Source organism: Sphingomonas sp. P4_D12 (genome assembly GCF_056401895.1).
Map to the genome: position 1 here is coordinate 53,914 of NZ_JBFUIL010000001.1, position 24,522 is coordinate 78,435.

22 protein-coding genes and 1 tRNA gene are annotated in these 24,522 nt (G+C 65.9%); 12 read left to right on the forward strand and 11 right to left on the reverse strand.

Translation table 11 applies throughout. The features are described 5' to 3' along the window. Positions 1 to 129: 129 nt before the first annotated feature. Complete coding sequence (locus tag AC1DSD_RS00285) at positions 130 to 2,001, reverse strand: ABC-F family ATP-binding cassette domain-containing protein (protein WP_478027620.1); 1,872 nt, start codon at positions 1,999 to 2,001, stop codon at positions 130 to 132. Between the two features lie 199 nt (positions 2,002 to 2,200). On the opposite strand from AC1DSD_RS00285, the gene AC1DSD_RS00290 reads away from it, so the two are divergent. Together AC1DSD_RS00290 and AC1DSD_RS00295 are read left to right on the forward strand one after the other, a co-directional pair. Then, positions 2,201 to 3,106 (forward strand): ATP-grasp domain-containing protein, encoded by a 906-nt coding sequence (locus AC1DSD_RS00290; protein ID WP_478027621.1) that lies wholly within the window; start codon positions 2,201 to 2,203, stop codon positions 3,104 to 3,106. Beyond that, a complete protein-coding gene (locus AC1DSD_RS00295; protein ID WP_478027622.1) occupies positions 3,106 to 4,122 on the forward strand; it encodes an LLM class flavin-dependent oxidoreductase in 1,017 nt (338 codons plus the stop codon). Before AC1DSD_RS00290 ends, AC1DSD_RS00295 begins: the two co-directional genes overlap by 1 nt. A gap of 180 nt (positions 4,123 to 4,302) precedes the next feature. Here AC1DSD_RS00295 and AC1DSD_RS00300 read toward each other — a convergent pair whose 3' ends face one another. Continuing rightward, complete coding sequence (locus AC1DSD_RS00300) at positions 4,303 to 4,875, reverse strand: bifunctional transcriptional activator/DNA repair enzyme AdaA (protein ID WP_478027623.1); 573 nt, start codon at positions 4,873 to 4,875, stop codon at positions 4,303 to 4,305. Between the two features lie 145 nt (positions 4,876 to 5,020). On the opposite strand from AC1DSD_RS00300, the gene AC1DSD_RS00305 reads away from it, so the two are divergent. Next, complete coding sequence (locus tag AC1DSD_RS00305) at positions 5,021 to 5,422, forward strand: SRPBCC family protein (RefSeq protein WP_478027624.1); 402 nt, start codon at positions 5,021 to 5,023, stop codon at positions 5,420 to 5,422. A gap of 150 nt (positions 5,423 to 5,572) precedes the next feature. Next, positions 5,573 to 6,634, forward strand: coding sequence for a class I SAM-dependent methyltransferase (locus AC1DSD_RS00310; protein ID WP_478027625.1), 1,062 nt, complete (start codon positions 5,573 to 5,575; stop codon positions 6,632 to 6,634). Between the two features lie 33 nt (positions 6,635 to 6,667). Here AC1DSD_RS00310 and AC1DSD_RS00315 read toward each other — a convergent pair whose 3' ends face one another. The 4 genes from AC1DSD_RS00315 to AC1DSD_RS00330 all read right to left on the reverse strand — a co-directional run bounded on the left by AC1DSD_RS00315 (position 6,668) and on the right by AC1DSD_RS00330 (position 11,661). Further along, positions 6,668 to 8,251, reverse strand: coding sequence for a sodium:solute symporter (locus tag AC1DSD_RS00315; RefSeq protein ID WP_478027626.1), 1,584 nt, complete (start codon positions 8,249 to 8,251; stop codon positions 6,668 to 6,670). Then, positions 8,251 to 9,495, reverse strand: a complete 1,245-nt coding sequence (locus tag AC1DSD_RS00320; RefSeq protein ID WP_478027627.1) for an exo-beta-N-acetylmuramidase NamZ family protein — start codon at positions 9,493 to 9,495, stop codon at positions 8,251 to 8,253. The genes AC1DSD_RS00315 and AC1DSD_RS00320 overlap by 1 nt, the downstream gene beginning before the upstream one ends. Then, positions 9,492 to 10,544 carry a serine hydrolase domain-containing protein gene (locus AC1DSD_RS00325; protein ID WP_478027628.1) on the reverse strand — a complete coding sequence of 351 codons (1,053 nt, stop codon included), beginning with the start codon at positions 10,542 to 10,544 and terminating at the stop codon, positions 9,492 to 9,494. The genes AC1DSD_RS00320 and AC1DSD_RS00325 overlap by 4 nt, the downstream gene beginning before the upstream one ends. Positions 10,545 to 10,788: 244 nt before the next feature. Next, on the reverse strand, positions 10,789 to 11,661 hold the full coding sequence (locus tag AC1DSD_RS00330) for a glucosamine kinase nucleotide-binding domain-containing protein (protein WP_478027629.1): 873 nt from the start codon (positions 11,659 to 11,661) through the stop codon (positions 10,789 to 10,791). A gap of 239 nt (positions 11,662 to 11,900) precedes the next feature. Here AC1DSD_RS00330 and AC1DSD_RS00335 point away from each other — a divergent pair, with 239 nt between their 5' ends. After that, positions 11,901 to 12,797 carry an N-acetylmuramic acid 6-phosphate etherase gene (locus tag AC1DSD_RS00335; RefSeq protein WP_478027630.1) on the forward strand — a complete coding sequence of 299 codons (897 nt, stop codon included), beginning with the start codon at positions 11,901 to 11,903 and terminating at the stop codon, positions 12,795 to 12,797. A 168-nt stretch (positions 12,798 to 12,965) separates the two neighbouring features. Here AC1DSD_RS00335 and AC1DSD_RS00340 read toward each other — a convergent pair whose 3' ends face one another. Further along, positions 12,966 to 14,339: an FAD-containing oxidoreductase gene (locus tag AC1DSD_RS00340; protein WP_478027631.1), complete on the reverse strand. Its 1,374-nt coding sequence runs from the start codon at positions 14,337 to 14,339 to the stop codon at positions 12,966 to 12,968. Between the two features lie 91 nt (positions 14,340 to 14,430). Here AC1DSD_RS00340 and AC1DSD_RS00345 point away from each other — a divergent pair, with 91 nt between their 5' ends. Further along, complete coding sequence (locus tag AC1DSD_RS00345; RefSeq protein ID WP_478027632.1) at positions 14,431 to 14,793, forward strand: UBP-type zinc finger domain-containing protein; 363 nt, start codon at positions 14,431 to 14,433, stop codon at positions 14,791 to 14,793. A 41-nt stretch (positions 14,794 to 14,834) separates the two neighbouring features. Further along, positions 14,835 to 16,451, forward strand: a complete 1,617-nt coding sequence (locus tag AC1DSD_RS00350) for an FAD-dependent oxidoreductase (RefSeq protein WP_478028227.1) — start codon at positions 14,835 to 14,837, stop codon at positions 16,449 to 16,451. A gap of 94 nt (positions 16,452 to 16,545) precedes the next feature. On the opposite strand, the gene AC1DSD_RS00355 is transcribed toward AC1DSD_RS00350, so the two are convergent. From AC1DSD_RS00355 to AC1DSD_RS00365, 3 genes are all read right to left on the reverse strand, one after another. Beyond that, a complete protein-coding gene (locus tag AC1DSD_RS00355) occupies positions 16,546 to 16,926 on the reverse strand; it encodes a nuclear transport factor 2 family protein (RefSeq protein ID WP_478027633.1) in 381 nt (126 codons plus the stop codon). 164 nt (positions 16,927 to 17,090) lie between these two features. After that, positions 17,091 to 17,660, reverse strand: a complete 570-nt coding sequence (locus AC1DSD_RS00360) for a cation efflux transmembrane domain-containing protein (RefSeq protein ID WP_478027634.1) — start codon at positions 17,658 to 17,660, stop codon at positions 17,091 to 17,093. 559 nt (positions 17,661 to 18,219) lie between these two features. Beyond that, positions 18,220 to 18,296, reverse strand: a tRNA-Pro gene (locus AC1DSD_RS00365). 386 nt (positions 18,297 to 18,682) lie between these two features. Between AC1DSD_RS00365 and yajC the strand changes: the two genes are divergently transcribed. From yajC to AC1DSD_RS00390, 5 genes are read left to right on the forward strand one after another with little or no spacing between them, the layout of a single operon-like run. After that, positions 18,683 to 19,027 (forward strand): preprotein translocase subunit YajC, encoded by a 345-nt coding sequence (gene yajC, locus AC1DSD_RS00370; RefSeq protein WP_478027635.1) that lies wholly within the window; start codon positions 18,683 to 18,685, stop codon positions 19,025 to 19,027. Next, positions 19,027 to 20,652 (forward strand): protein translocase subunit SecD, encoded by a 1,626-nt coding sequence (gene secD, locus AC1DSD_RS00375; protein ID WP_478027636.1) that lies wholly within the window; start codon positions 19,027 to 19,029, stop codon positions 20,650 to 20,652. Before yajC ends, secD begins: the two co-directional genes overlap by 1 nt. A 13-nt stretch (positions 20,653 to 20,665) precedes the next feature. Next, a complete protein-coding gene (gene secF, locus AC1DSD_RS00380; protein WP_478027637.1) occupies positions 20,666 to 21,640 on the forward strand; it encodes a protein translocase subunit SecF in 975 nt (324 codons plus the stop codon). Then, complete coding sequence (locus AC1DSD_RS00385) at positions 21,640 to 22,011, forward strand: MTH938/NDUFAF3 family protein (protein ID WP_478027638.1); 372 nt, start codon at positions 21,640 to 21,642, stop codon at positions 22,009 to 22,011. The genes secF and AC1DSD_RS00385 overlap by 1 nt, the downstream gene beginning before the upstream one ends. Positions 22,012 to 22,068: 57 nt before the next feature. Further along, complete coding sequence (locus tag AC1DSD_RS00390; RefSeq protein WP_478027639.1) at positions 22,069 to 23,319, forward strand: DUF3089 domain-containing protein; 1,251 nt, start codon at positions 22,069 to 22,071, stop codon at positions 23,317 to 23,319. Here the strand turns inward: AC1DSD_RS00390 and AC1DSD_RS00395 are convergent. Then, on the reverse strand, positions 23,306 to 24,475 hold the full coding sequence (locus AC1DSD_RS00395) for a glycosyltransferase (RefSeq protein WP_478027640.1): 1,170 nt from the start codon (positions 24,473 to 24,475) through the stop codon (positions 23,306 to 23,308). The genes AC1DSD_RS00390 and AC1DSD_RS00395 overlap by 14 nt on opposite strands. Positions 24,476 to 24,522 lie beyond the last annotated feature (47 nt).

Here is a 24,522-nt window from a genome sequence, read left to right on the forward strand (position 1 = left end):
GGGGAGGGAGCGTATCATGGGGAGGAGCCGGGAGCGAATCGCCAACAGCCGTCACCCCAGCGAAAGCTGGGGTCTCAAGAGGCGGCGCGATGCGGCTTGAGATCCCAGCTTTCGCTGGGATGACGAAAATCAGGCCGCGACCTGCTCCAGCTTTTCGCTCGCTTCCAGCCACGCAGCCTCGGCCGCCTCGATCTTCGCCTCGACCTCCGCCCGGTGCTTCATCAGCGCCGTCATCGTCAGCTTGGCGAGATCCGGCGCCGCTGACGACGGATCGAACATCGCGCGATCGATCACGCTCCGCTGCTCGGTCAGCCTCGCCAGCTCGGCCTCGGCTGCCTTGGCCGCCTTGCGCAGCCCCTGGCTCTGTTCGCGCGCTTCGGCGGCGGCGCGGCGGGCGTCCTTGCGGCTGACCTTGGCCTCGGACGACCCTTCGCTCCCGGCATCCTTCGCCAGCACGAACGCGATATAATCGTCCAGATTGCCGTCGAAATCCGACGCAGTGCCGTTATCGACCAACACCAGCCGGTCAGCGCTCATCTCGAGCATGTGGCGGTCGTGGCTGACGATCACCACCGCGCCCGAATAAGCGTTGAGCGCCTGGACCAGAGCTTCGCGCGCATCGACGTCGAGGTGGTTGGTTGGCTCGTCGAGGATCAGCAGATGCGGCGCCTCGCGCGTGATCAGCGCCAGCGCCAGCCGCGCGCGTTCGCCGCCCGACAATTTGCCGACCATCGTCGTCGCCTTGTCGCCCGAGAAACCGAAGCGGCCGAGCTGCGCGCGCACCGCGCCCGGCGTCGCGCCCTTCATGATCCGCGTCATGTGCTGGAGCGGGGTGTCGCCGCTGTCGAGCTCCTCGACCTGATACTGGGTGAAATAGCCGACCTTCATCTTGCCGGTCGCGTTCATCGCGCCTTCCATCGGCGCGAGCTGGGCTGCAAGCAGGCGCGCGAGCGTGGTCTTGCCGTTACCGTTGCGGCCGAGCAGCGCGATGCGATCGTCGGGATCGAGCCGCAAATTGAGCTTCCTGAGCACCGGCGTCTCGCCGTAACCGACCGCCGCCATGTCGAGCGTGATCAGCGGCGGGCGCAATTCGCCGGGATTGGGGAAGTCGAAGCTCAACGACGGATCGTCGACGATTTCGGCGATCGGCTGCATCCGCGCGAGCGCCTTGGCGCGGCTCTGTGCCTGTTTGGCGGTCGACGCGCGTGCCGAATTGCGCGCGATATAATCCTGCAATTTCTCGCGCTCGGCCTGCTGCTTGGCGCGCGCCGAGGCGGCCTGCGCCTGGCGCTCGGCCCGCTGGCGTTCGAACGCGTCATAGCCGCCGGGATAGAGCCAGGTCTTGCCGCGCTCGAGGTGGAGGATGTGGTCGACGACGTTGTTGAGGAAGTCGCGCTCGTGGCTGACCAGCACGATCGTCGCGGGATAGGATTTGAGGAAATCCTCCAGCCACAGCACCGCTTCGAGATCGAGGTGGTTCGACGGCTCGTCGAGCAGCAGCAGATCGGGCTGCGAGAATAGCAGCGACGCCAGCGCGACGCGCATCCGCCAGCCGCCCGAGAAACTGTCGAGCGGGCGATGTTGCGCTTCCTCGTCGAAACCGAGCCCGACCAGGATGCGCGCAGCGCGCGACGGTGCGGTGTGGGCGTCGATCGCGTTCAGCCGCTCGTGGATCTCGCCTAGCCGGTCGGGATCGTGGCTGGTTTCGGACTCATGCATCAACGCGGCGCGCTCGACATCGGCGGCGAGTACGGTCTCGAACGGTGTCGCGGCGCCCGCCGGCGCGTCCTGCGCGATATAGCCGAGCCGGCTACCACGCGGCATGTCGACCGATCCGGTATCGGGCTCGAGCATCCCGGCGATGACGCGGACAAGCGTCGTCTTGCCGGCGCCGTTGCGCCCGATCAGCCCGACGCGGCTGCGCGGCGGCAGCTTCGCGGTGGCGCCGTCGATGATCGTCCGCCCGCCGAGGCGGACCGTGATGTCGGTCAGATTGAGCATGAGGGCCGCGCCTGTAGCAGGTGGTGACGGGCTTGCCTATCCACAGGCAGGCAGCGCCTTTATTTACTGCGCGCTACCCAAAACCGTCACCCCGGCCTTGTGCCGGGGTCCAACGGGCGGCAAGCGGCGGAGGCGAGGCTCGAGCGAGTCCCAGTTGCGCTTTGGACCCCGGCACAAGGCCGGGGTGACGAGGAATGAAGTGACCGACCTAGCGATTCTCTACGAACATCCTCAGTGGTTCGCCCCGCTGTTCGCCGCACTCGATCGCCGCGGCGTTTCCTACAATTCGTTCGGTCCCGACGGCTATTGGAACCCGGCCAACACCGAAATCCCCGCGCCGGTGGTGCTCAACCGCATCGCGATGTCGAGTTTCCTGCGCGCCGACGAGCATCCGATCTTCCACACTATGGCCTTACTCGATCACTGGCGCCGCTCGGGCGCACGCGTGGTCAACGGCGCCGACGTCATGGCGATCGACACGTCCAAGGCGCGCCAGCTCGCGCTGATCGCCAGCCTGGGCCTTGGCATTCCCGAGACACGGATCGTCCATCGTGCCGCCGATATCGAAGCGGCCGCGGCGACTCTGTCGTTCCCGCTGGTGGTGAAGGCTAATATCGGCGGATCGGGCGCGGGGATCATGCGTTTCGACAATATGGCCGAACTACGCTGGGCGGTGGCCGAGAAGCAATTGCCGGTCAGCGTCGATGGCGTCCTGCTGGTCCAGGATTACGTGCCCGCGCGGGGTGGGACGATCACGCGGATCGAGACCCTGAACCGCAAATACCTTTATGCGATCGAGATCGCCGGAGGCGGGGCGTTCGATCTCTGCCCGGCCGATGCCTGCGTCGCCGATTCGACCATCAGCATGAAGGCGATCGATCCCGCGCCCGAGCTGATCGCCGCGGTCGAAACAATCGCCGAGGCGATGAACCTCGACGTCGGCGGGATCGAAGTGATGATCGACGACCGCGACGGCACGCCGCGCTTCTACGATATCAACGCTCTGTCCAATTTCGTCGCCCAGCCGCTGAACGTCCTCGGTTGGGATCCGCACGAAAAGCTGATCGACTGGCTCGATACTCTCATTGCGGAGGCCAAATCCTGATGCGCTACGGTTACTGGATGCCGGTGTTCGGCGGTTGGCTCAGGAACGTGCCCGACGAGGGGATGCAGGCGAGCTGGGATTATGTGAAGCGGCTGACCCGGCGCTCCGAACAATGGGGCTATGACCTGTCGCTGATCGCCGAGCTCAACCTCAACGACATCAAGGGCGTCGAGCAGCCCGCGCTCGACGCCTGGTCGACCGCGGCGGCGCTGGCGGCGGTGACCGACAAGATCGAGCTGATGGTCGCGGTACGCCCCAATTTCCACCACCCGGCTTTGTTCGCCAAAGCGGCGGCGAATATCGATCGTATCTCCAACGGGCGGCTCGCGCTCAACGTTGTGTCGTCCTGGTGGGCAGACGAGGCGCGGCAATATGGCTTGCAGTTCGATCAGCATGACGATCGCTACGCGCGGACCGAGGAATGGCTGAAGGTGGTCGACGGGCTGTGGACCGAGGAACGCTTCAGCTTCGACGGCCAGTTCTACAAGACCGAGGATGCGATCTGCTCGCCAAAACCCGCCAAACGCCCGACGGTCTATGCCGGCGGCGAGAGCGAGAAGGCCAAGACGATGATCGCGGCGCAATGCGACGCCTATGTGATGCACGGCGATCCGGCCGAGGCGATCGCGCCCAAGATCGCCGATATGGCGGCACGGCGCGAGGCGGCCGGCGGCGCGCCGATGCACTACGGCATGGCGGCCTATGCGATCGTCCGCGACAGCGAGGCCGAGGCCAAGCGCGAGCTCGACCGCATCACCACGGTCAGCGACCTGCCCGCGGGCTATGCCAATTTCGACCAATGGCTGTCGGGCACTCAGCTTGAGCGCGAACTCAAGATCCAGGAATATTCGGTGTCGAACCGTGGCCTGCGCCCCAATCTGGTCGGCACGCCCGAACAGCTCAAGGAGCGCATTGCGGAGTATGAGGATGCCGGGCTCGACCTGTTGCTGCTCCAGATGAGCCCGCAAGCCGAGGAAATGGAACGCTTCGCAGTGCAGGTGATGGGCACCGCCTGACGCGCTTGGCCGACCTGCCGTTGCGTTCGGAGTTCGATCCATTTGCTCTGAGTCCCACCCCGGCGAAGGCCGGGGCCCAGGTTCGATGACGTGGAGATGGCACCCCACCGCCGCGGATGTGTCGCAACTGGGCCCCGGCCTTCGCCGGGGTGGTGCTGGCTCAACTCCACTCGCTCAACCCTATTGCACTACACGACGTCTGATCGCGGTGGGCGGGCGACGATAGACCTGCTGGAACGCGGCGTTGAACGACCGCACGCTGCCGAATCCCGATGCGAGCGCGATCTCGGTCATGCCGAGATCGGTGCTGTCGATTAGCCGTTTGGCGCGCTGGATCCTCGCCGTACGCGCCGCCGCGAGCGGCGTCGTGTCGAGATAGCGCCGGAACAGCCGCGACAAATGGCGCCCTCCGATCCCAAGGCGGTCGGCCAGCGCTTCGACGCCGGCCTGATCGAGCGCACCCTGTTCGATCAGTCGGAGCGCGCGATCGACCGTGGCGCGCGCGCCGCGCCAGGCCGGCGAATGCTGCGCGGTTTCCGGCCGGCAACGCAGGCATGGCCGGAAACCGGCGGCCTCCGCCGCGGCCGCGCTCGGGAAATATCGGACGTTGCGCGACATGGGCTGGCGCACCGGGCAGACCGGCCGGCAATAGATCCGGGTCGAGGTGACGGCGATGAAGATCGCGCCGTCGAACGCGGGATCACGCGCATAACGCACGCGCTCGCAGAAATCGAAATCGAGTTCGGTTGGCAAGACGGCAGACCCTGTCATCGCCATCCGAATATAGATGGTTGTGCGGCCCCTGTCGCCCGATCCCGTTGACCGCGTCCGAATCCTGCCAGCGGGATGGGGGCAATGGCGATATCCGAGGTCAATCCTAACGATCGGAGAGAATGTCATGGCCTCGATACATCACCAGACTTTCATCGCGGCGGACCCCGACGAGATATGGAGCGCCGCCCGCGACGTCGGCCGCCTGCACGATCGCCTCGTGCCGGGTTTCGTCACCGCCACCGAGATGCTGCCCGGCGAGGGCGCGCCGGTCCGCCGCGTCACTTTCGTCAACGGACGGGTGGTCGACGAGACGATCGTCTCGATCGACGACGCGGCTCGGCGTCTCGTCTGGACGATCAAGGAGTTCGAGCATCATAACGGCGTCCTGACCGTCACGGCGGCAGCCGATGGCGCGCACGTCACCTGGACCGCCGATCTCCTGCCGGACGCGCTGGCCGATCAGGTCTCGCCCGCGATGGCGCATGGATTGGCAATGATGAAGGCGCATTTCGAGGGAAATCGCTGAGCGGTGAGATGCTATTCGACCATCAACCAATTGGGCGATCCTCGGGATAGTTCGCCACTCGGAGTCGCGGCCGCGTTGGCCCTGTGATACGATCTCCGTGACTCCACGAAAGATGGAGTGCCGGGCGCATCACGCATGGGGAGACATGCCATGGCTGCGGCTATCGACGACGCGAAGTTTCACGCTTTTGTCGGAAAGATGCTGGGCGACCTGGGCGGCGCGATGAGCGTGCCGACCGTCCGCCTGGGCCTTCGCTTGGGGTTGTTCGATGCTCTTGCCGATTCTCCGGCAACCGCGGCCGAACTGGCGCACCGCGCGGGTGGTTTGCACGAGCGCTATGTCCGAGAATGGGCATTGGCCCAATCCGCCAACGGCTATATCGATTACGACCCCGCCAGCGAGCAATTCAGCCTGTCGCCCGAACAGGCGATGGTGTTCCACCACCGCGACAGCCCGGTCTATCTCGCCGGCGCGTTCGAACTGGTCGCCGCGATGATCGAGGCCGAGCCCAAGGTCGAAGAATGTTTTCGCGAGGGCAAGGGCGTGCGCTGGGGCGACCATGCCGGGTGCCTGTTCTGCGCGACCGGTGCCTTTTTCCGCCCGGGCTATGTCAACAATATCGTGCAGGCTTGGATTCCCGCGCTCGACGGGGTGGAGGCCAAGCTGCACGCCGGCGCGCGGGTTGCAGATGTCGGGTGCGGTGTCGGATTTTCGACGCTGCTGATGGCTGAGGCCTATCCCGAGAGCAATTTCGTCGGATACGATTTCCACGAGCCGTCGATCGACGAAGCGCGGCGCCATGCCGGCGAGCATGGGCTGGGCGATCGCGTGCGGTTCGAGGTGGCGACCGCGAAGGATATCGCCGAACAGGGCTTCGACCTGATCACGATGTACGATTGCCTGCATGACATGGGCGACCCGCGCGGTTGCGCTGGGCATATGCGGCGCATCCTGGCGCCGGGCGGCAGCTGGATGATCGTCGAGCCGATCGCCGGCGACGCGCCGGCGCAGAATATGAACCCGGTCGGCCGGCTCTATTACAATGCCTCGACGATGATCTGCGTGCCGACCTCGCTCGATCAGGAAGTCGGCGAGGGCCTGGGCGCACAGGCCGGCGAGGCAAAGCTGACCGAGGTCATCCTGCAAGGCGGGTTCGAGTCAGTCCGGCGCGCGGCGGAGGGACCGTTCAACATGGTGCTCGAGGCGCGGTGAGGTCGGAGAATCGGTCGGAGTGGCGGTCGAGGATCAGCCGCCCGCCGTCCCTGCGGTGGAGCCTTCCGGATTTGGCGTGCCGCGAGGCGTGATCGCGATCAGGAAGGCGACCGCCGTCCCGATGCAGAGCTGGAACGGAAAGGCCAGGTGGCATAGCGCCGTCGGCAGGCCGATCGCCGTGGCGATCCCCGGCTGGAGCAGGAGCACCGTGACGAAACCGGCGATCAGCGATGCGATCACCGATCCGCTATTCCCGCGCGGTGTCAGGACGGCGGCGAAATAGACGCCGAGCAATCCGGCATAAGCGAACACCATCACCTGCAGCGCGAACTCGAGCAGGCCGAGCTTGGCATAATGTTGCCAATAGAAGGACAGCACCGCGACCCCGAGCATCGCCACGCCGATCACGCCCATCCCGGCGCGCCCGGCCTGGACATAGTGATATTCGGCGGCCGCGCTTCGCCGCTCGCGCCAGGGCCGGTAGAAATCCTGGATCAGCACCGAGGACATGGCGTTGAGCGCGGAATTGGTGGTGGCGACGGCGGCGGCGACGATGCCCGCAGTGACCAGCCCGCGCAGCCCCGACGGCAATTGCGTCAGGATATAGTGCATGAAGATGCTGATCTTCTCGCCATCGAACGCCTGGCCGGCGATCGCGGTGGTGCCGCCCATCAACTCGGCGCGATCGTAAAAGACGTGGAGCAGCAGCCCGATCGTGATGAAGATCGCCACTACCGGCACCGTGGCGAACACCGACCAATAGAGGCTGCGCGCGCCGGTCTTCGCATCGCGGCACGCGAGCAGCCGCTGCGTCGTGTCCTGGTCGAGCCCCGACGACGCGACGTAGAGCAGCGCGATCCCGGTGACGATCGCGAGCAGCGAAAAGGGCTTGGACGGATCGAGCGAGAAGTCGAACAGCCGCAATTTGTCGATATTCCCCGGCGCGTGCGCGAGGCCCTGGATGATCTCCGCATTGGTCGCCGGGATCGACAGGCGCAGGAATACCAGCACGGCGATCGCCGAACCGAGGAAGATCACGAACTGGAAGAGATCGATCCACAGCACCGACCGCAATCCGCCGACAAAGGTCGACAGGAAGCTGGCGACGACGAGCACGGTCGCCGCGATGACGATGCCCTGCGCGCTGACCGTCGAGGTCATCACCATCGCGACGGCGATCGCCGCCAGATAGAGCCGCGCGCCATTGGCCAATACCCGGCCGATCAGGAACATCGCGCCTGTGCAGCGCGTCGCCAGCATCCCGTAGCGCAAGGTCAGCAACTCGTAGACGGTCGTCACTCGCGCGGCATAGAAGCGCGGGATCAACACGCGCGCGACGAAGATCGCACCGATCAGACCGCCCAGATTGGTGCCGAGATAAGTGAAGTCACCATGATAGCCGAAATCGGGCCCGCCCAGGAACGTCGCGGCCGACTGGGTCGCGGACAGAACCGAGATCGCGGCGAGCCAGGCGGGGACGTTGCCGCCGGCGAGGAAATACTCCTTCGCGGTGCCGGTATGTCGAGGCGTGAACCACCAGCCGCCGACGACGAGCAGCGCGATGTAGAAGAGGATCACGACCCAATCGAGCAGGCCGAATGGCAGCGACGTCGCCATCAGTAGAACAGATAGCGCGCGCGGCGCACCTTGAAGCGGTTGAGGTCTGCCTGCCAGCTCATCACGATCGCCCGTGGGTCCTTGCCGGCCTTGATCTGGTCGAACACCGCGCGGTTGCGCAGCAATCGGTCGACGCGATCGATCTGGAAGGTCGTGCCATACAGTTTCCACAAGGCAGCGACGATCTCCACGCCCAGCGCCGGTGCGTCGAGCCGCCTGCGGTCGTGGATCAGGATTTCGACGCCTTCGACGCGTTGCCCGGCGAATGGGTAGAGTTTGTCGGCCGCCGCCACATAGCTCACCGGCAGGAAGCTGACTCCCGGGATCGCGCGCGCGTTTAGATAAGCGGCAAGTTCGGTGCCCTTGATCCATGGCGCGCCGAAGCGGAGAAACGGCGCGTCGCCGGGTCCCTTGATGTTGACGTTGGTCCCTTCGAGCAGAGCGGTGCCGGCGTACGCGGTCGCCTGGTTCACGCTGCGCAGATTGGGCGAGGGGTTGATCCACATAAGCCCGGTATCGTCATACCAGTCGCCGCGCTTCCAGCCGGTCATGCGGATCACGGTGAGCCGCGCGCCGATCCGCTCTTCGCCGTTGAACATCCGCGCCAGTTCGCCGAGCGTCATCCCGGGGCGCATCGGCTCGGGGAACGGCGTGGTATAGTCCTCGATCCCCGCGGTGGAGACCGGTCCCTGCACCGCGATCCCGTTGATCGGATTGGGCCGGTCGAGCACGATTACCTCGACCTTGTTGGCGGCCGCTGCCCGGAGGAAATATTTGGTCAGCGTCTGGAAGGTCCAGTAGCGCACGCCGACATCCTGCAGGTCGATGACGATTGCATCGAGGTTGGTGAGCTGCTGCGCGTTGGGATGCCGCTCGGCGTCGGTTTTGCCGTAAAGGCTGACGATCGGCAGCCCGCTGGCTCTGTCCATCTCGTCGTCGATATTGGTGTCGTCGGTCGCGGCGTCGATGCCATGCTCGCCGCTGAACAGTCGCACCACATCGAGCCCCGGCACGGCAGCGTGGGCATCCTCACGCAATATGTCGATCGTTCGGCGCCCCTGGCCATCCCGGCTTACAGGATTGGCGAGCACGCCGAGTCGCAGATGCCCGCCATGGCGTGCCGCGATCTCACGTAACGGTGCAAACCGCTGGTCCTCCAGCACGTCGATCCCCGTCCGCACACGCGCGGCGGCGGGCGTCGCCGCGACCAGTGCGAGCAGCACGAGGAAGAGCCCGCGCCTCATTGTTTCGGGGCGGTCCCGTCCAGCACCGACAGCACCGCCGTGTGGATCGCCGGTCGCGCCTGACCGATCAACGCATTGTTGCGGGTCGGATTGACGCGGTTTGTGAGCAGGACGACGAACGCGTCGCGATCGGGGTCGATATAGATCGACGTGCCGGTGAAGCCGGTATGGATGATCGCGTGGGGCGAGGCGAGCGGACCGGTGAAGCCGCCGGGCGACGGCATGTCCCAGCCGAGCGCGCGCGAACTGCCGGGCGGCATGTTCTGCGGGGCTTCGAACAAGGCGATCGTGCTCGCCTTGATCAGCCGCTTGCCGCGATAACTGCCATGGTTGAGATAGAGCTGGGCGAGCGCCGCCAAGTCCCGCGCGGTCGAGAACAACCCGGCATGGCCGGCGACGCCGCCCATCATATAGGCATTCTCGTCATGAACGATGCCACGCACCAGCATGTGGCGGAAAGTGTCGTCCTGCTCGGTCGGCGCGATGCGCGGCAGCAGGGCGCGCGACGGCCGGAAGCCGGTGTCCTTCATGCCGAGCGGGCCGAAGACTTCGCGCGTGAGGAAACGGTCGAGCGGCTGGCCGGACAGACGCTGCACGATCTCCCCCATCAGGATGATGTTGGTGTCGCGATAGGCGAACACCGTCCCTGGCGGTGTAAGCGTGGGCGTGGCGTAGATCTGGCGCAGGAGATCCTTCCGATCCTTGGCGTTCCGCCACAGACCATCCGCCGACTGCAGCCCCGAACTATGGCTGAGCAGGTTGCGCACGGTGATTGTGTCGTGCCCGGGCGTGCCGCCGAACTCAGGCAGATACCGCACGACCGGAACGTCGATGTCGAGCTGGCCGCGATCGTAGAGGATCTCGGCCGCGGTGGTCGTGCCGATCACCTTGGTGAGCGAGGCGAGGTCGAAAATCGCGTCGACCGGCATCGGCGGCGCATCGGCCGAGGAGTCGATCCGGCCGAACGCCTTGAGCGCGAGCAGCCGGCCATGCTGCCCGACCGCGAGCACCGCGCCGGGAAACGCCCTTTTGGCGACCCAGGCGTCCACCTCGGCAAAGGCGGGGGCAAAGCGCGTGTCTTGCCGGGCAGTCGCGACGATGAGTTGTAGCGCTGGAGTGGGGGACGAGGTCGCGGCCGGAACGGGCTGGCCCGCCAGGATGAGAGCGCCGGCGGCTGTGGCCAGGACATAGGTGCTCCTGCGGAAGCAGGAGCCTAGGGCCGTCCAGTACTTCGCTACCCTGGGCTCCTGCTTCCGCAGGAGCGCCGCGGATCGCAAACTGGCCACCTTCCGCTCAGTCATGCACCGCCGTTCCTCTCGCCAGCAGCAGCGCGCCCGATACCGGATCGCCGAGCGGCTCGACCAGGCGCTCTGAGGTGCGGACGCGGAGCCAGGGGCGCAGCCGCGCCGACAGCCCGCCGACCAGCGCTAGCCGCGGGGCGCCGCGCGCGAAGATCGTTGCGATGAAGCGTTCGATGTGCAGCACCGCATCCTCGACGATCGACAGCGCGATCTCGTCGCCCGCTTCGGCATAATTCATCACGAGCGGGGCAAAGCCGGCATAATCGGCCGGCGTCGCCTGATCCATCCAGGCAATCGCGCGCAATGTGTCGTGCCGGAATTTCCCGGCGATTTCCTTGGACAAAGATGTACGCTTGGTCCGCCCATCCATCGCCCGCAGCGCGTGACGCACGGCGCTCAATCCGAGCGCGGCGCCGCTGCCTTCGTCCGAGATCGGGAAGCCGTAGCCACCCACCGTGAACCGCTCGCCATTGACCTGGGCGAATCCGATCGATCCGGTGCCGAGCACCAGGATCGCTCCGTCCGCCCCGTTATGCGCGCCGAGATTGGCGATTGCGGCGTCGCTGTCGAGCGAGATGCTCGCGAACGGAAAGTCGAGCGCGGCCAACGCCTTCGACATGCCTGGGCGGCGAATGCCGGCAATGCCCATGCCGGCGGCGACTTCGTTCCAGCGCCGCTCGGGGATGCCGGCCGCCTCGAGCGCCTCGCCGGTGACGCTCAGCAACCGGTCGTAGAGCGGGTAGAGCCCCATCCGCGTGTTGGCGGGGCCGCCTTCGGCGCTGCCGAGCACCTGGCCGGCAGCGTCGGTCACGCGGACGCGGCAATGGCTGCCGCCGGCATCGACGCCGAGATAGATTTCAGCCACGCGCCTGCTTTCCCGCGAAGGCCGGACCATGAGTGATTGCCGCTCGAACTGGACTCGTGCCTGGCATGGCTATGGCATTGCGGAAGGGCGCGGCGGTGTCGAGCCTCAATCTGACAGAGGTGTTCGCCGCGGTTATGGCTAGTGTCATGTTGGTTATAGCGCCCGCGCTTTGCGCGCCCGGCCAGTCCCGGTAGTCAGGGTCGCGACAAGCCAACAGCACTTTGCCTTCGAGGGTCCCGATGCCGACCGAAACCGTTGATCCCCGCTACACCGATGTCGACCGTTGGCCGACTCTGTCGGTGGTGGAAACGATGCTCGAAGGGCAGCTTGCCGCGATCGCTGCGCTCAAGGACCAGACCGGTGCGATCGCCGCCGCGGCGGAGGCCGCCGCCTTGCGGATGCACCAGGGAGGGCGGCTGGTCTATGCCGGCGCCGGCACGTCGGGGCGGCTGGCGGTGCAGGACGGGGTGGAGCTCACCCCGACCTATAATTGGCCGTCGGACCGGCTCGTCTTCCTGGTCGCCGGCGGTACAGGCGCATTGATGCGCAGCGTCGAAGGCGCCGAGGACAATGTCGAGGCGGCGCGAGAGGAAGTCGCGGCGGCGGAGGTCGGGCCGAACGACGTGCTGATCGCGGTCGCCGCGAGCGGTCGTACGCCTTATGCCGTCGCGGCGCTCGAAGCGGCGCGCGGGCGTGGTGCACTGACCATCGCCATCGCCAACAATCCCGGCACGCCGCTATTGGCTGCCGCCGATCACCCGATCGTCGCCGATACCGGCGCGGAGATCGTCGCGGGCTCGACCCGGATGAAGGCGGGTACCGCGCAAAAGGCCGCGCTCAACATGCTGTCGACCGCGATCATGCTGCGCTGCGGGCTCGTCCATCGCGGGTTGATGGTCAATATGCGCATTTCCAACGAAAAGCTCTTCCGGCGTGCGCGGCGCATGGTGGCGACGCTGGCCGGCATCGATGAAGCCCGGGCCGCGGACGCACTCGAGCTCGCCGGCAACGATCTCAGGCGGGCGGTGTTGATCGCTCGCGGCGTGAGCCCGGAGGAGGCCGCTGAGCGGCTGGCAAGCGCCGGGGGCAATCTAGGCGATGCACTCGCGACTTTGAGGCAAGCCGAAGCCGAGTGACGTCAGCCATCTGTAGTTGAATTCTAACAATCTAAATCGTCACCCCGGCCTTGTGCCGGGGTCCAACTCTCCATCACGGAATCCAGCCGGCGTTGCACGTTGGATGCCGGAACAAGTCCGGCATGACGGCTAAAGGTGATTGAAGGATTCTAACGACGGGTCGATCGATCAACCGCCCTTCGCCTCCAGCCCTAGCAGCAACGTCGGAATGAGCTCCGAAACGGTCGGATGCACCGGCACCGCCCAGCGCAACGTGTCGAACGGCTCGTCCGCCGACATGGCGTCGAGGATGCCGTGGATCGCCTCGTCGCCGCCGGTGCCCAGGATCGCCGCCCCCAGGATGCGGCGCGTGGCGCGGTCGGCGACGACCTTCATCATCCCCTTGGTCTCACCCTTTTCGACCGCGCGGCCGACCCGCGTCATCGGACGTGTCGAGACCAGCACGTCATGGCCTTTGGCGCGGGCTTCGGTCTCGGTCATGCCGGCGCGGCCGAGCGGCGGGTCGATATACAAGGCATAGCCGGGAACGCGCTGGCTGAGTTTGCGGTCGCCGCCGTCGAGCAGATTCGCGGCGACGATCTCGAAATCGTTATAGGCGGTATGGGTGAACGCGCCGCGCCCGTTGCAGTCGCCCAGCGCCCAGATGCCGGGGATGTTGGTCGCGAGCCGGTCATCGACCACGACATAGCCGCGCTGGTCGACCGCGACGCCGGCGGCGTCGAGACCCAGATCGTCGGTATTGGGCCGCCGTCCGACCGCGAGGAGGACATGGCTGCCGATCACCTCGGGCGCGCCGCTGGTGCAGTCGACCGACACCGCGACACCGTCCGGATGCGGACGAAAGCCGATGCAATTGGCGCCGATGCGGACGGCGATGCCCTCATCCTCCAGGATGGCCTGGATCGCGGCGGAAATCTCCGGATCCTCGCGCGGCACCAGGCGATCGGCGCGCTCGATCACCGTTACCGTCGCGGCGAACCGTGCGTGCATTTGCGCGAATTCGAGGCCGATATAGCTGCCGCCGATCACGACGAGATGGCGCGGCACGCGGTCGAGCGCGACCATGTCGGTATTGTCGAGATACGGCACTTCGCCGACGCCGGGCATGTCGGGCACGGACGCGCGCCCCCCGACATTGAGGAAGATGCGCGGGGCACTGATCTCTACACCGTCGACCGCAATGCTGGCCGGGCCCGTGAACCGGGCGTGGCCGCGCAGCAGGGTCAGGCCGTTCATCCCGGCCAACCACGTCTCGTTATTGGTCCGGGCGTTGATCGTCACCTGATGCGCGCGCGCCGCCACCGCGGCCATGTCGATGGCGACATCGCCCGTTATGACCCCGAGATCGCGGCGGCGCGCGAGGTGGGCGGCATAGGCGCTCGCGACCAATGTCTTGGTCGGCATGCAGCCGGTGTTGACGCACGTACCCCCGACCAGCTTGCGCTCGATCAGCGCGACCCGCATCCCCGCGTCGGTCAATCGCCCGGCAAGCGGCGGTCCCGCCTGGCCGGCACCGACGATGATGGCATCGTATCGGGTCATCGGGTCAAATCCATCGCGCGAACGGTAGCCTCCGCGGCCGGAGCGCGCCATGATGGAATCGCCCGAGGAAGAATCGCCCCAGGAGGAATCGATGGCCACGACTTGCGATCATCTCGACACCATCGCCACCGTGACGCCGCAAACGCTGGGCTGCGCCGAATGCCTCAAGAACGGCAGCTGGTGGGTGCATCTGCGGCTGTGCCGGACCTGCGGGCATGTCGGCTGCTGCGACGATTCGCCCTTCCGGCACGCGACCGCGCATTACCACGCCAGCGGGCACCCGATCATCGAGGGCTATGACCCGCCCGAGGGCTGGGGCTGGTGTTTTGTCGATGAGGTCGAGGTCGATTTCGAGGGCGCTACTACCGAGCAGCGCGGCCCGATCCCGCGCTTCATCGACGACTATGGTCGGCTGATACCGTCGGCGATCCGCGGGTTGAAACCGCAAGTCTAGCAACCGATAGGGGGCAGGACGACGACGAACGGGGACGAATGATGGAGACGATCGGCCGCGACTTGCGCGAGATGCAGCGGACGCCGCTCGCGCCATCGCATGTGTCGGCACTGCGCGCGGCGGGGCAAGTGGCGAACTATCCGGCGGGCACGATATTGTGCCGCCCGGGTGAGCCGATCGACCGCTTCGTCTATGTCGAGCATGGCGAGATCGAGGTGGTCAACGCCTTCACCGGCGAGCGCCTGGTTCCCTCCACGCTCGGTCCCACTCAGTTCATGGCCGAGATCGCGCTGCTGAGCGGCGGCAATTGGTCGATGCCGATGCGCACGGTCGTCGATACCAGGGTGATCGAAGTGCCGCGCGCCGACATGCTGCGGCTGATGTCGCAGATTCCCGAAATGTCGGACATCATCATCACCGTCCTGTCGGCCCGCCGCCGCCGCCAGCTCGAGGCGCGCGACGCAGCGTTGGTGCTGATCGGCGAGGATGCCAGCCGCGACGTCCGGCGCGTGGCCGAATTCGTCAGCCGCAATCGCCTGCCCTTCACCTCGCTGCCGCTCGGATCGCCCGAGGCCGAGGATGTCGCGCGGAGCAGCGGGATTTCGGCGAGCCAGCCCGCGGTGATCTTCGGCCGCGATACCGTGGTGACCGACCCAACTCCGGGCAAGGTCGCGCGGCTGCTCGGCGTCAATCATGATTTTGCCGAGGATCAGGAATTCGACGTGCTGATCGTCGGTGGCGGCCCCGCCGGCGTTGCCGCCGGCGTCTATGCCGGCGCCGAGGGACTCAATGCGCTGGTGATCGAGGATACCGCGATCGGCGGCCAGGCCGGCACGTCGAGCCGGATCGAGAATTACATGGGTTTCCCCACCGGCATTTCGGGCGCGGACTTGGTGTGGCGCGGCGAGATCCAGGCAATGAAGTTTGGCACGAAGTTCGCGATGCCGCGCCGCGTCGCGAAGCTCGAAACGCTCGAGGGTGGCCGCTTCTGCGCCACGTTCGACAATGGCCGCCGCGTCAGCGCGGGGGCGATCGTCGTCGCTACCGGCGTGCAATATCGCCGCCTGCCGATCGACCGGCTCGCCGAGTTCGAAGGCGCCGGCGTCTATTATGCCGCGACCGAGATGGAAGCACGCTATTGCCGCGAAGCCGAGACCTTCGTCATCGGCGGCGGCAATTCAGCGGGGCAGGCGGCGATGTTCTTGTGCCGCACCGCCGCGCATGTCCGGCTGCTGGTGCGCGGCTCGTCGCTGGCCGCCTCGATGTCCAGCTATCTCTCCAGCCGGCTCGAGGCGGATCCGGCGGTCACCATCGAATATGGCGTCGAAGTCGCCGGCCTGCACGGCGATGAGAAGCTCGAGGCGGTGACGATCCGCAACACCCAGGACGGCACGCATCGCCAGGCACCGGCCTGCGCCGTGTTCGTGATGGTCGGCGCCGCGCCGAATACGGGCTGGCTGTCCGGCCTGGTCGATCTTGACGACAAGGGCTTCGTGCTGACCGGCGATGCGGTCGGCGGGGCCTCGCCTTACGCCACCTCGCGCCCCGGCATCTTCGCGGTCGGCGATGTGCGCGCCGGCTCGGTCAAGCGCGTGGCATCGTCGGTGGGTGAAGGGTCGGTGGTGATTTCGAAGGTGTGGGAGTTTCTGAACCGCTAGGGTTGATCGATATTCAATATCTCCAATTCGTCATGCCGGCCTTGTGCCGGCATCCACCGGGCACCAACGCTGAACGTTGAGCCGTCTAGGCGACTCACACAATTCGTTCGACGAGATGCGCGCGCGAAGGGCCTGGCTCGAAGCGCTCGGCGAAATACTGTGTTTCGTGCGCCACTAGTCCGTCGCGGAACTCCATGATGCTCACGACATAGGACGGCGTGTCGTCATAAGTGAGGGTGAATTCGGTGACCCAAAGGTCGCCGCGACCGATGATCCGCCGAACCGCGAAGCGCTTCTTGCTGGGCTGAACGTAGCGACTCTCCCGGATGTTGTCCCGGCCGCGAATCCGCTCGCCCGATTGCGGATAATCGAGCATGGCGTCGTCGCAATAGATGTCATGTTCCGCCGCGAAATCGCCGGCGTCCGAGGCGTTCCAATGACGCTCCAGCACCGCCAGCGCGGTTCGATCGTCCATCCGGGTCTCCTGTGCTTCTGTAGTGGCGCGGATATAAACTGATGATCGTGACGTTGCGTATTTGAGTTGGCATCCTCGGAGGGAGAGTTTGGGATTGTTGCACGTGGCACCGCAAATCCGGTGGTGATTTAGAAGGGGTCGGAATTCCTCAACCGTTGAGGCGGCTAAGCCGCCGCGCCATGTTCATCGCGAGCGGCATTCCAAACCTCTCGCGCGGCGTCCGCATTCATCGCCGCAATGGCCAGGCCGACAATCAAATCGGGCCATGCCGAATGCCAGGCGAACGCCGTGACCAATCCCGCCGCGATCATGGCGATATTGGCGAGCGCATCGTTGCGAGCGGACAGGAACGCGGCTCGCGTAAGGCTTCCGCTATGATGGCGGTGCTTTGCCAGCAGGAGAGCGCAAAGCAGGTTGATCGCCAGCGCGCCGATCGCGGTGGCCGACAGCGCAAAGGGCGACGGCGCGACCGGTACCTTGAGCTTTTCCCAAGCGGTCCACAAGGTCGCGAGTCCCGGCACCAACAGGATCGCCGCAAGCGCCATTCCGACGCGCGCCCGGTTCTTTGCCGTCCAACCGAGCGCGACAAGGATCAGGACGTTCACCAGTGCGTCTTCGAGAAAATCGACGCTATCGGCGAACAGCGACACCGAACCGATAGTGAGCGCGACCGAGAATTCGACGCCGAAATAGGCGAGGTTGAGAGTCGCGACCCATAAAACGGCACGCCGCAAAAGATGGCTCGAAAGATCGCTTTTCATCGCCAGGCGGTAGCAACGCCGTCAATCGATAGAAAGTAATATGGGGTCGGCGTCGTCGCTATCCGGAGACACTCGAGAGCGGTGATCGGTGCTTACCGGGAGTATATCGGAACTGCGAATATCCGGAACATTACGCATCGTGGCGTGCGCGCTGATCCTGCATGAGGATTGCGGAGGTGTGTTCCATGCCGCGCACTATCGATGGCGAACCCAAACGGACTGCTGTTTCAAGGCCGGGGCCTGGCCTCTGCGGATCGGACCGTCGTTTTTGGGACGCCGCCCCTCGATTTTGGCTTCCTCGTCAGAAGCCTGTCGCCGGATCGCCAGATTCAGCTGTGTCGCCGAGGACAGGGAGTCAGCAGAGGTCCGCTGACAATGGCTCCAGCGAGCGCTGGCTCTATTTTGCCACCGCTGTATGTTTCATCGCGACTATCGCCACTTTCGGTATGTTGATCTGGCAGATCGCAAGGGCGTTCAAATAACGGCCAGCGGGCGTGTGGCCGATGGCCGCGTGCTAACTCATGGAAATAATTGGTCGGGGCGACAGGATTCGAACCTGCGACCCCCACACCCCCAGTGTGATGCGCTACCAGGCTGCGCTACGCCCCGACCAGAGCGAACCCGCGCCATCTAGGTGCGGGCCGGAGCGGGCGCCTCTAAGCGCTTGGCGCACGCGATGCAAGCGTGCCGGAGTCGCTCGTTACGAGCCCTGCCGTCGCCCCGGGCTTGTCCCGGGGTCCAACGAGCGGCTGAGGGATCGGCTCGAACCTCTTGCCCAGGACTCGCGGCGCCTTGGATTCCGGCACAAGGCCGGGATGACGCCGGAAGTCACTGGAGCCTAGGCACGCTATGGAAGTAGTCTGAGCAAGCACCCTGGTGCCGGGTGGTGGGACGGTGGCGATGTGTTGCACCGCGCTCCGCATGGTGATAGCGCGCGGCGCTTACGGTAGCGCCCCTGACGGGCGCGTCAGCCATGCCCTTTTTTCAGGATGCTCATGTTCATTCCTTCAGCTTATGCCCAGGTCGCCGGCGGCGCCGCTCCCGGTTCCGACCCCTTCGCCCTGCTGGTCAACTTCGCTCCCTTCATCCTGCTGTTCGTCGGCTTCTATTTCCTGATGATCCGCCCGCAACAGCGGCGCGCGAAGGAACTGCGCAACGCGATCGACGCGCTCAAGAAGAACGATCAAGTGATCACCTCGGGCGGGATCCTGGGCAAGGTCAGCAAGACCACCGACAGCTATGTCGAGTTGGAAATCGCGCCTAACGTCAAGGTTCAGGTCGCGCGCGGCGCGATCACCGAGATCCTGTCGCCGACCACGGCAAAGCCGGCGAACGACTGATGCTCGATTTCCCGCGCTGGAAAGTCCTCTCGATCTTCGGGTTCCTCGCGGTGCTGATGGCGCTCGCGATCCCGAGCTTCTTCCCCGAGGACATGACCAAAGGCTGGCCGGTCCATCCGCGCATCAACCTGGGTCTCGATCTCGCCGGCGGCAGCTATCTGCTGCTCGAAGCGGATACCAGCCAGCTGGTGACCGACCGCGTCAACCTGATGAGCGACAGCGTCGCGACCGCGATGCGCAAGGCGCCCCGGATCGACGTCGGCGATATCACCACCGACGGCGGCAAGGTCAGCTTCATGCTGCGCAATGTCGCCCAGCTGGAGGATGCGCGCCAGCGCCTGTCGCAAATGACCACGGGCGCGCAGATGACCGGGCAGCGGGATTGGGACATCCAGGTCGTCGATTCGACGCGCTTCGTGATCACGCCGACCAAGGCCGGGGTCGACGAGGCGATCGACAGCGCGATGAGCGGCGCGACGGAAGTCGTGCGTCGCCGCATCGACTCGCTCGGCACGCGCGAGCCGACCATCATCCGCCAAGGCGCGACACGTATCGTCGTCCAGGTGCCGGGCCTGCAGGATCCGACCGCGCTCAAGGCGCTGCTGGGCAAGACCGCCAAGCTCGAGTTCAAGCTGGTCGATACGACGGCCGACACCGCCAAACTGGCGCAGGGACAGTCGCCGATCGGCGACCAGATTTTGCCCTATCCGAGTGCCGCGGGCCGCGGCTATCCCTATGTCGGCTATCCGGCGAACAAGGTACCGGTCATCGCGGTGCGCCGCGCCGCGATCATCACCGGTCAGGATCTGACCGACGCGCGCGTCCAGAACGATCCGCAGACCAACGCGCCGGTCGTGGCGTTCCAGTTCAATACCGAAGGCGGCAAGCGCTTCGCCAAGACCACGCAGGAGAACGTCAACAAGCCGTTCGCGATCATCCTCGACGGCTCGGTGATTTCGGCCCCCAATATCGAAGGGCCGATCCTGGGCGGCAGCGGCGTCATCCAGGGCGGCTTCACCTTCCAGAGCGCCAATGATCTCGCGATCCAGCTCAAGTCGGGCGCGCTGCCTGTCGCGCTCAAGGTGATCGAGGAACGCACTGTCGGTCCCGAACTCGGCAAGGACTCGATCGATGCCGGTATCAAGGCGTCGATCATCGCCGTGATCCTGGTCGTCCTGTTCATGCTGGTGACCTATGGCCGGTTCGGCCTCTACGCCAATTACGCCGTGGTCATCAACGTGCTCGTCATCATGGGCGTGCTCGCGGTGCTCAACGGTACGCTGACCTTGCCCGGTATCGCCGGTTTCGTGTTGACGATCGGCACCGCGGTCGACGCCAACGTGCTGATCAACGAACGTATCCGCGAAGAACGACGGCGCGGGCGAAGCGTCATGCAGTCGGTCGAGCTGGGGTATAAGGAAGCCAGCCGCACCATTTTCGAGGCGAACATGACTCACGCCATTTCGGGCGTTGTCATGCTGTTGCTGGGATCGGGCCCGGTGAAGGGCTTCGCGGTCGTGCTGCTGATCGGCATCGCGACCTCGGTGTTCACCGCGGTGACCTTCACCCGCATGCTCGTCGTCCTCTGGCTGCGGAAGCATCGTCCGCAGACCATCAACATTTAAGGGGCCGCTCACCATGCGCCTGCTCAAGATCGTCCCCGACGATACCAATATCGATTTCGTCCGCCTGCGTTATTGGGCGTTCGGGCTGACCACCTTGCTGACCATCGCAGCGGTGGCGCTGGTGTTCATCCACCGCCTCAACATGGGCGTCGACTTCGTCGGCGGCATCATGATCGAAGAGAAGTTCATGGTCGCGCCGAGCGTCGACAAGGTGCGCAAGGTGGTCGACGACCTGAAGGTCGGCGAGGCGTCGCTGCAACAGGTCGGGGGTCCGACCACGCTGTCGATCCGCCTGCCGCGTCCGGAAAGCAGCGATCCGGCGGCGACCAACCAGGTGGTCGAGAAGGTCAAGGCGGCGTTGGCGGCGAACTTCGCCGGCGCGCAATTCTCCAAGCAGGACGCGGTGTCAGGCAAGGTGTCGGGCGAACTCGTGTGGAACGGCATTCTCGCGGTGGTCGTCGCGGTGCTGCTGATCGGGCTGTTCGCGATCTTCCGCTTCGAATGGCAATTCGGCGTCTCGACCGTGGTCGCGATCATGCACGACGTGCTGATGACCCTGGGCTTCTTCGCGCTGACCCAGCTCGAATTCGACCTCAACATCGTCGCCGCGGTGCTGACGATCATCGGTTATTCGATCAACGACAAGATCGTCATCGACGACCGCATCCGCGAGAATATGCGCCGCTATCGCAAGATGGACATGCGCGAGATCATCAACCTGTCGGTCAACGAGACGCTGCCGCGGACCGTGATGACCTCGTTGACCATCCTGCTCGCGCTGGTCGCGCTGCTGATCTTCGGCGGACACGTGCTGCGGGGCTTCACCGCGGCGATGATCCTGGGCGTGATCGTCGGGACCTATTCGTCGATCTACGTGTCGTCGTCTCTGCTGATCACGCTCGGCCTGCGCGCCGAGCCGACGCCGGACAAGCCGGGCAAGCCCAATGCGGCGACCGGGGCGGAGCGCGTCGGACCGGGTAACAACTGATGCGGATGGACCGTGCCCGTAGCGACGGGCCGGTCGTCTCGGGACTGAGCGCGGCCGGCTTTCGCGTCGACGACAATGTCTATCACGCGCTGGCGATCACGCCCGAGCGCGCCGATGGCTGGACGCCGCCACCGCTCGCGGCGCTCGCTCAGGGCGATTTAGAGCTGGTGCTGGCGCTCGACCCGCGCCCCGAATTCCTGTTGCTCGGGACCGGCCAGACGCTGGTTCGGCCACCGGTGACTCTGGTTCGCGCGCTCGAGGCGCGGGGTATCGGGATCGAGGCGATGGACAGCCGCGCGGCGGCGCGCGCCTGGGGCATGTTGCGCGGCGAGGGACGCTGGGTCGTCGGCGCCTTCTACCCCGTGGCTTGATCCCGGCGCGCGCTCGGCTAGGCTCCGCCCGGGCATAAAAGCTAGGGGAGTCTTGACATGAAGAGGTTGCTGTTCGTGGGCGCGCTGATGACGGCGTTCGCCGCGCCCGTCATGGCGCAAACCGCGCCGACGGTATCGCCGGCAGCGGCACCACCCGCGCCGATCGTCGTGCCGGCACCGCCCCCGCCGCAATTCGCCGCCATCCCTGCGCCCGATTACAACGCCGACGCGGGCTGGCTCTGCCTGCCCGGCCGCCAGGACGCTTGTGCGGTCGACCAGAACGTCACCGTCATCACCGGCGACGGCAAGCGCAAGGTGGTCAAGTTCAAGGCCGACCCTGCGCCCAAATATGATTGCTTCTACGTCTATCCGACCGTGTCGCTCGACCCGACGCCCAACAGCGATCTCAATATCGGGCCGGAGGAAAAGCAGGTCGCGGCATCGCAGGCCGCGCGCTTCAGCGCCAAGTGCCGCGTCTATGCGCCGCTCTATCGCCAGGTCACGCTGACCGCGCTGCGCGACATCATGGCCGGCAAGGCGAGCGCCGCCGACCGCAAGCTCGCCTATCTCGATATCGAGGCGGCGTGGCGCGCCTATCGCGACAAATATCAGGCTGGCCGCGGCGTCGTGCTGATCGGCCACAGCCAGGGAGCAGGGATCCTCAAGCAACTGCTCGCCGAGGTGATCGAGAATGACCCCAGCCAGCGCCGCTTGCTGATCGCTGCCTATCTGCTCGGCACCAATGTCGCGGTGCCGGTGGGCGGCGATGTCGGGGGCGACTTCAAGCGGACTAAGCTGTGCAAGGCGATGGATCAATATGGCTGCGTCGTCAGCTACGTGACCTTCCGTGCCGATTCGCCCCCACCCGAGAATAGCCGCTTCGGCAAGGTGCCACAGCCCGGCATGGTCGCGGCCTGCGTCAATCCGGCGGCACTGGGTGGCGGCAAGGCAGTGACCGATGCGGTCCTTGGCGCCAAGGGCGCAGGACTCGCCAGCGCGCCGATGGGACCGTGGACCAGCGACAATGCACCGGTCACCACGCCGTTCGTCTCGGTGCCCGGGCTGATCTCCGCCGAATGCGTGTCGAACGGCGGGTTCAATTATCTGGCGGTGACGGTGAACGCCAATCCCCAGGATCCGCGCACCGATACGATCGTCGGCGATGTCGTCGTCAACGGCGCGACGCTCAAGGATTGGGGACTCCATCTGATCGACATGCCGGTCGAGATGGGCAATCTGGTGAGCCTCAGCGAATATCAGGCGGCATCCTGGCGCGGGACGCCGTTGGACCTGCCTAAGAAGAAGTGACCAGCGCTTTCAGGTGATCGTACAGGCCGGCGGTGTTCGCTTCCCAAGTGAAGCGCTCGGCGCCGGCCCTGACGGTCATTGGCGGCGTGTGGTCCGACAGCACCGCGGCAATGCCCGAGGCGAACCCGGCCGGGGTGCGCCCGACGATCCGGCCATAAGCGCGTTCGGTCACGACTTCCGGGGCGCCGCCGACATCGGGGATCACCACCGGGACGCCGCTGGCGAGTGCCTCGACCCAGGCATTGGCCAGGCCCTCATTCTCGGACGCCAGCGCCATGACGTCGGCGGCAGCGAGTAAGGCCGCCATGTCGCCGTGCGGCACCGCGCCAAGCAGCCGGACGCGATCGGTTAGTCCCAGCGCCGCGATCTTGGCTTCGAGGGCGCCGCGACAGGCACCTTCGCCGGCGATCAGCAGATGCACGTTGGGCAGCGCTGCGATCGCCTCGATGACGATGTCGTGGCCCTTGCGCTCGATCAGCGCGCCGGTCGACACCACCAGCGGTCCGCGAACGTTCAACGCCGCCTTGGCTTCGCCACGATCGCGCGGCGCGAATTGGCCAAGATCGACCCCGGTACGATGGACGCGGATCTGCTTGGCCGGCATGCCCATCGCCACCATGTCGCGCTTCATCGCGTCCGACACGGCGAGCAGCCCGGCGGCGCCCTTGCCCGCGGCGCGGACCTGGCCAGCGGTTGCGGCGGCGGTGCCCCAGTGATGAATGTCGCTGCCCCGCGCCTTGATCGAGACGGGGACGCCGAATCGCCGCCCGAGCGCGACCGCGGCGGGGCCGTCGGGAAAGAAGAACGAAGCGTCGATCACGTCGAAGGCGAACTCGCGCCGCAAATCGGTCAGCAAGGGGGCCAAGGCGCGGATCAGGAAATGGACATGGAGCCGACCGGCGGTAGCCGGCATCGCGAGGAAGCGCGGCCGGTAAACGTCGACGCCCTTCCATTGCTCGCCCAGCGGGAGCGCCGCCAGCTGGGCATGGCGGCCGCGCAGCGCGAGCGGAAAGGGGGGCAGTCCGATCGGCGCCACCACGCGCAACTCGACATCGGGATGCGCGGCCAGCCCCAATGTCTGGCGCTCGACGAACACCCCGAAATTGCGCCGGCCGGCGTCGGGAAACAGGGTCGAAAGCGTGAGGACGCGCAGCATCCGTCTGTTCTAAACCCGATATGGTTAATGAGGGCTAGAGCGGCCCA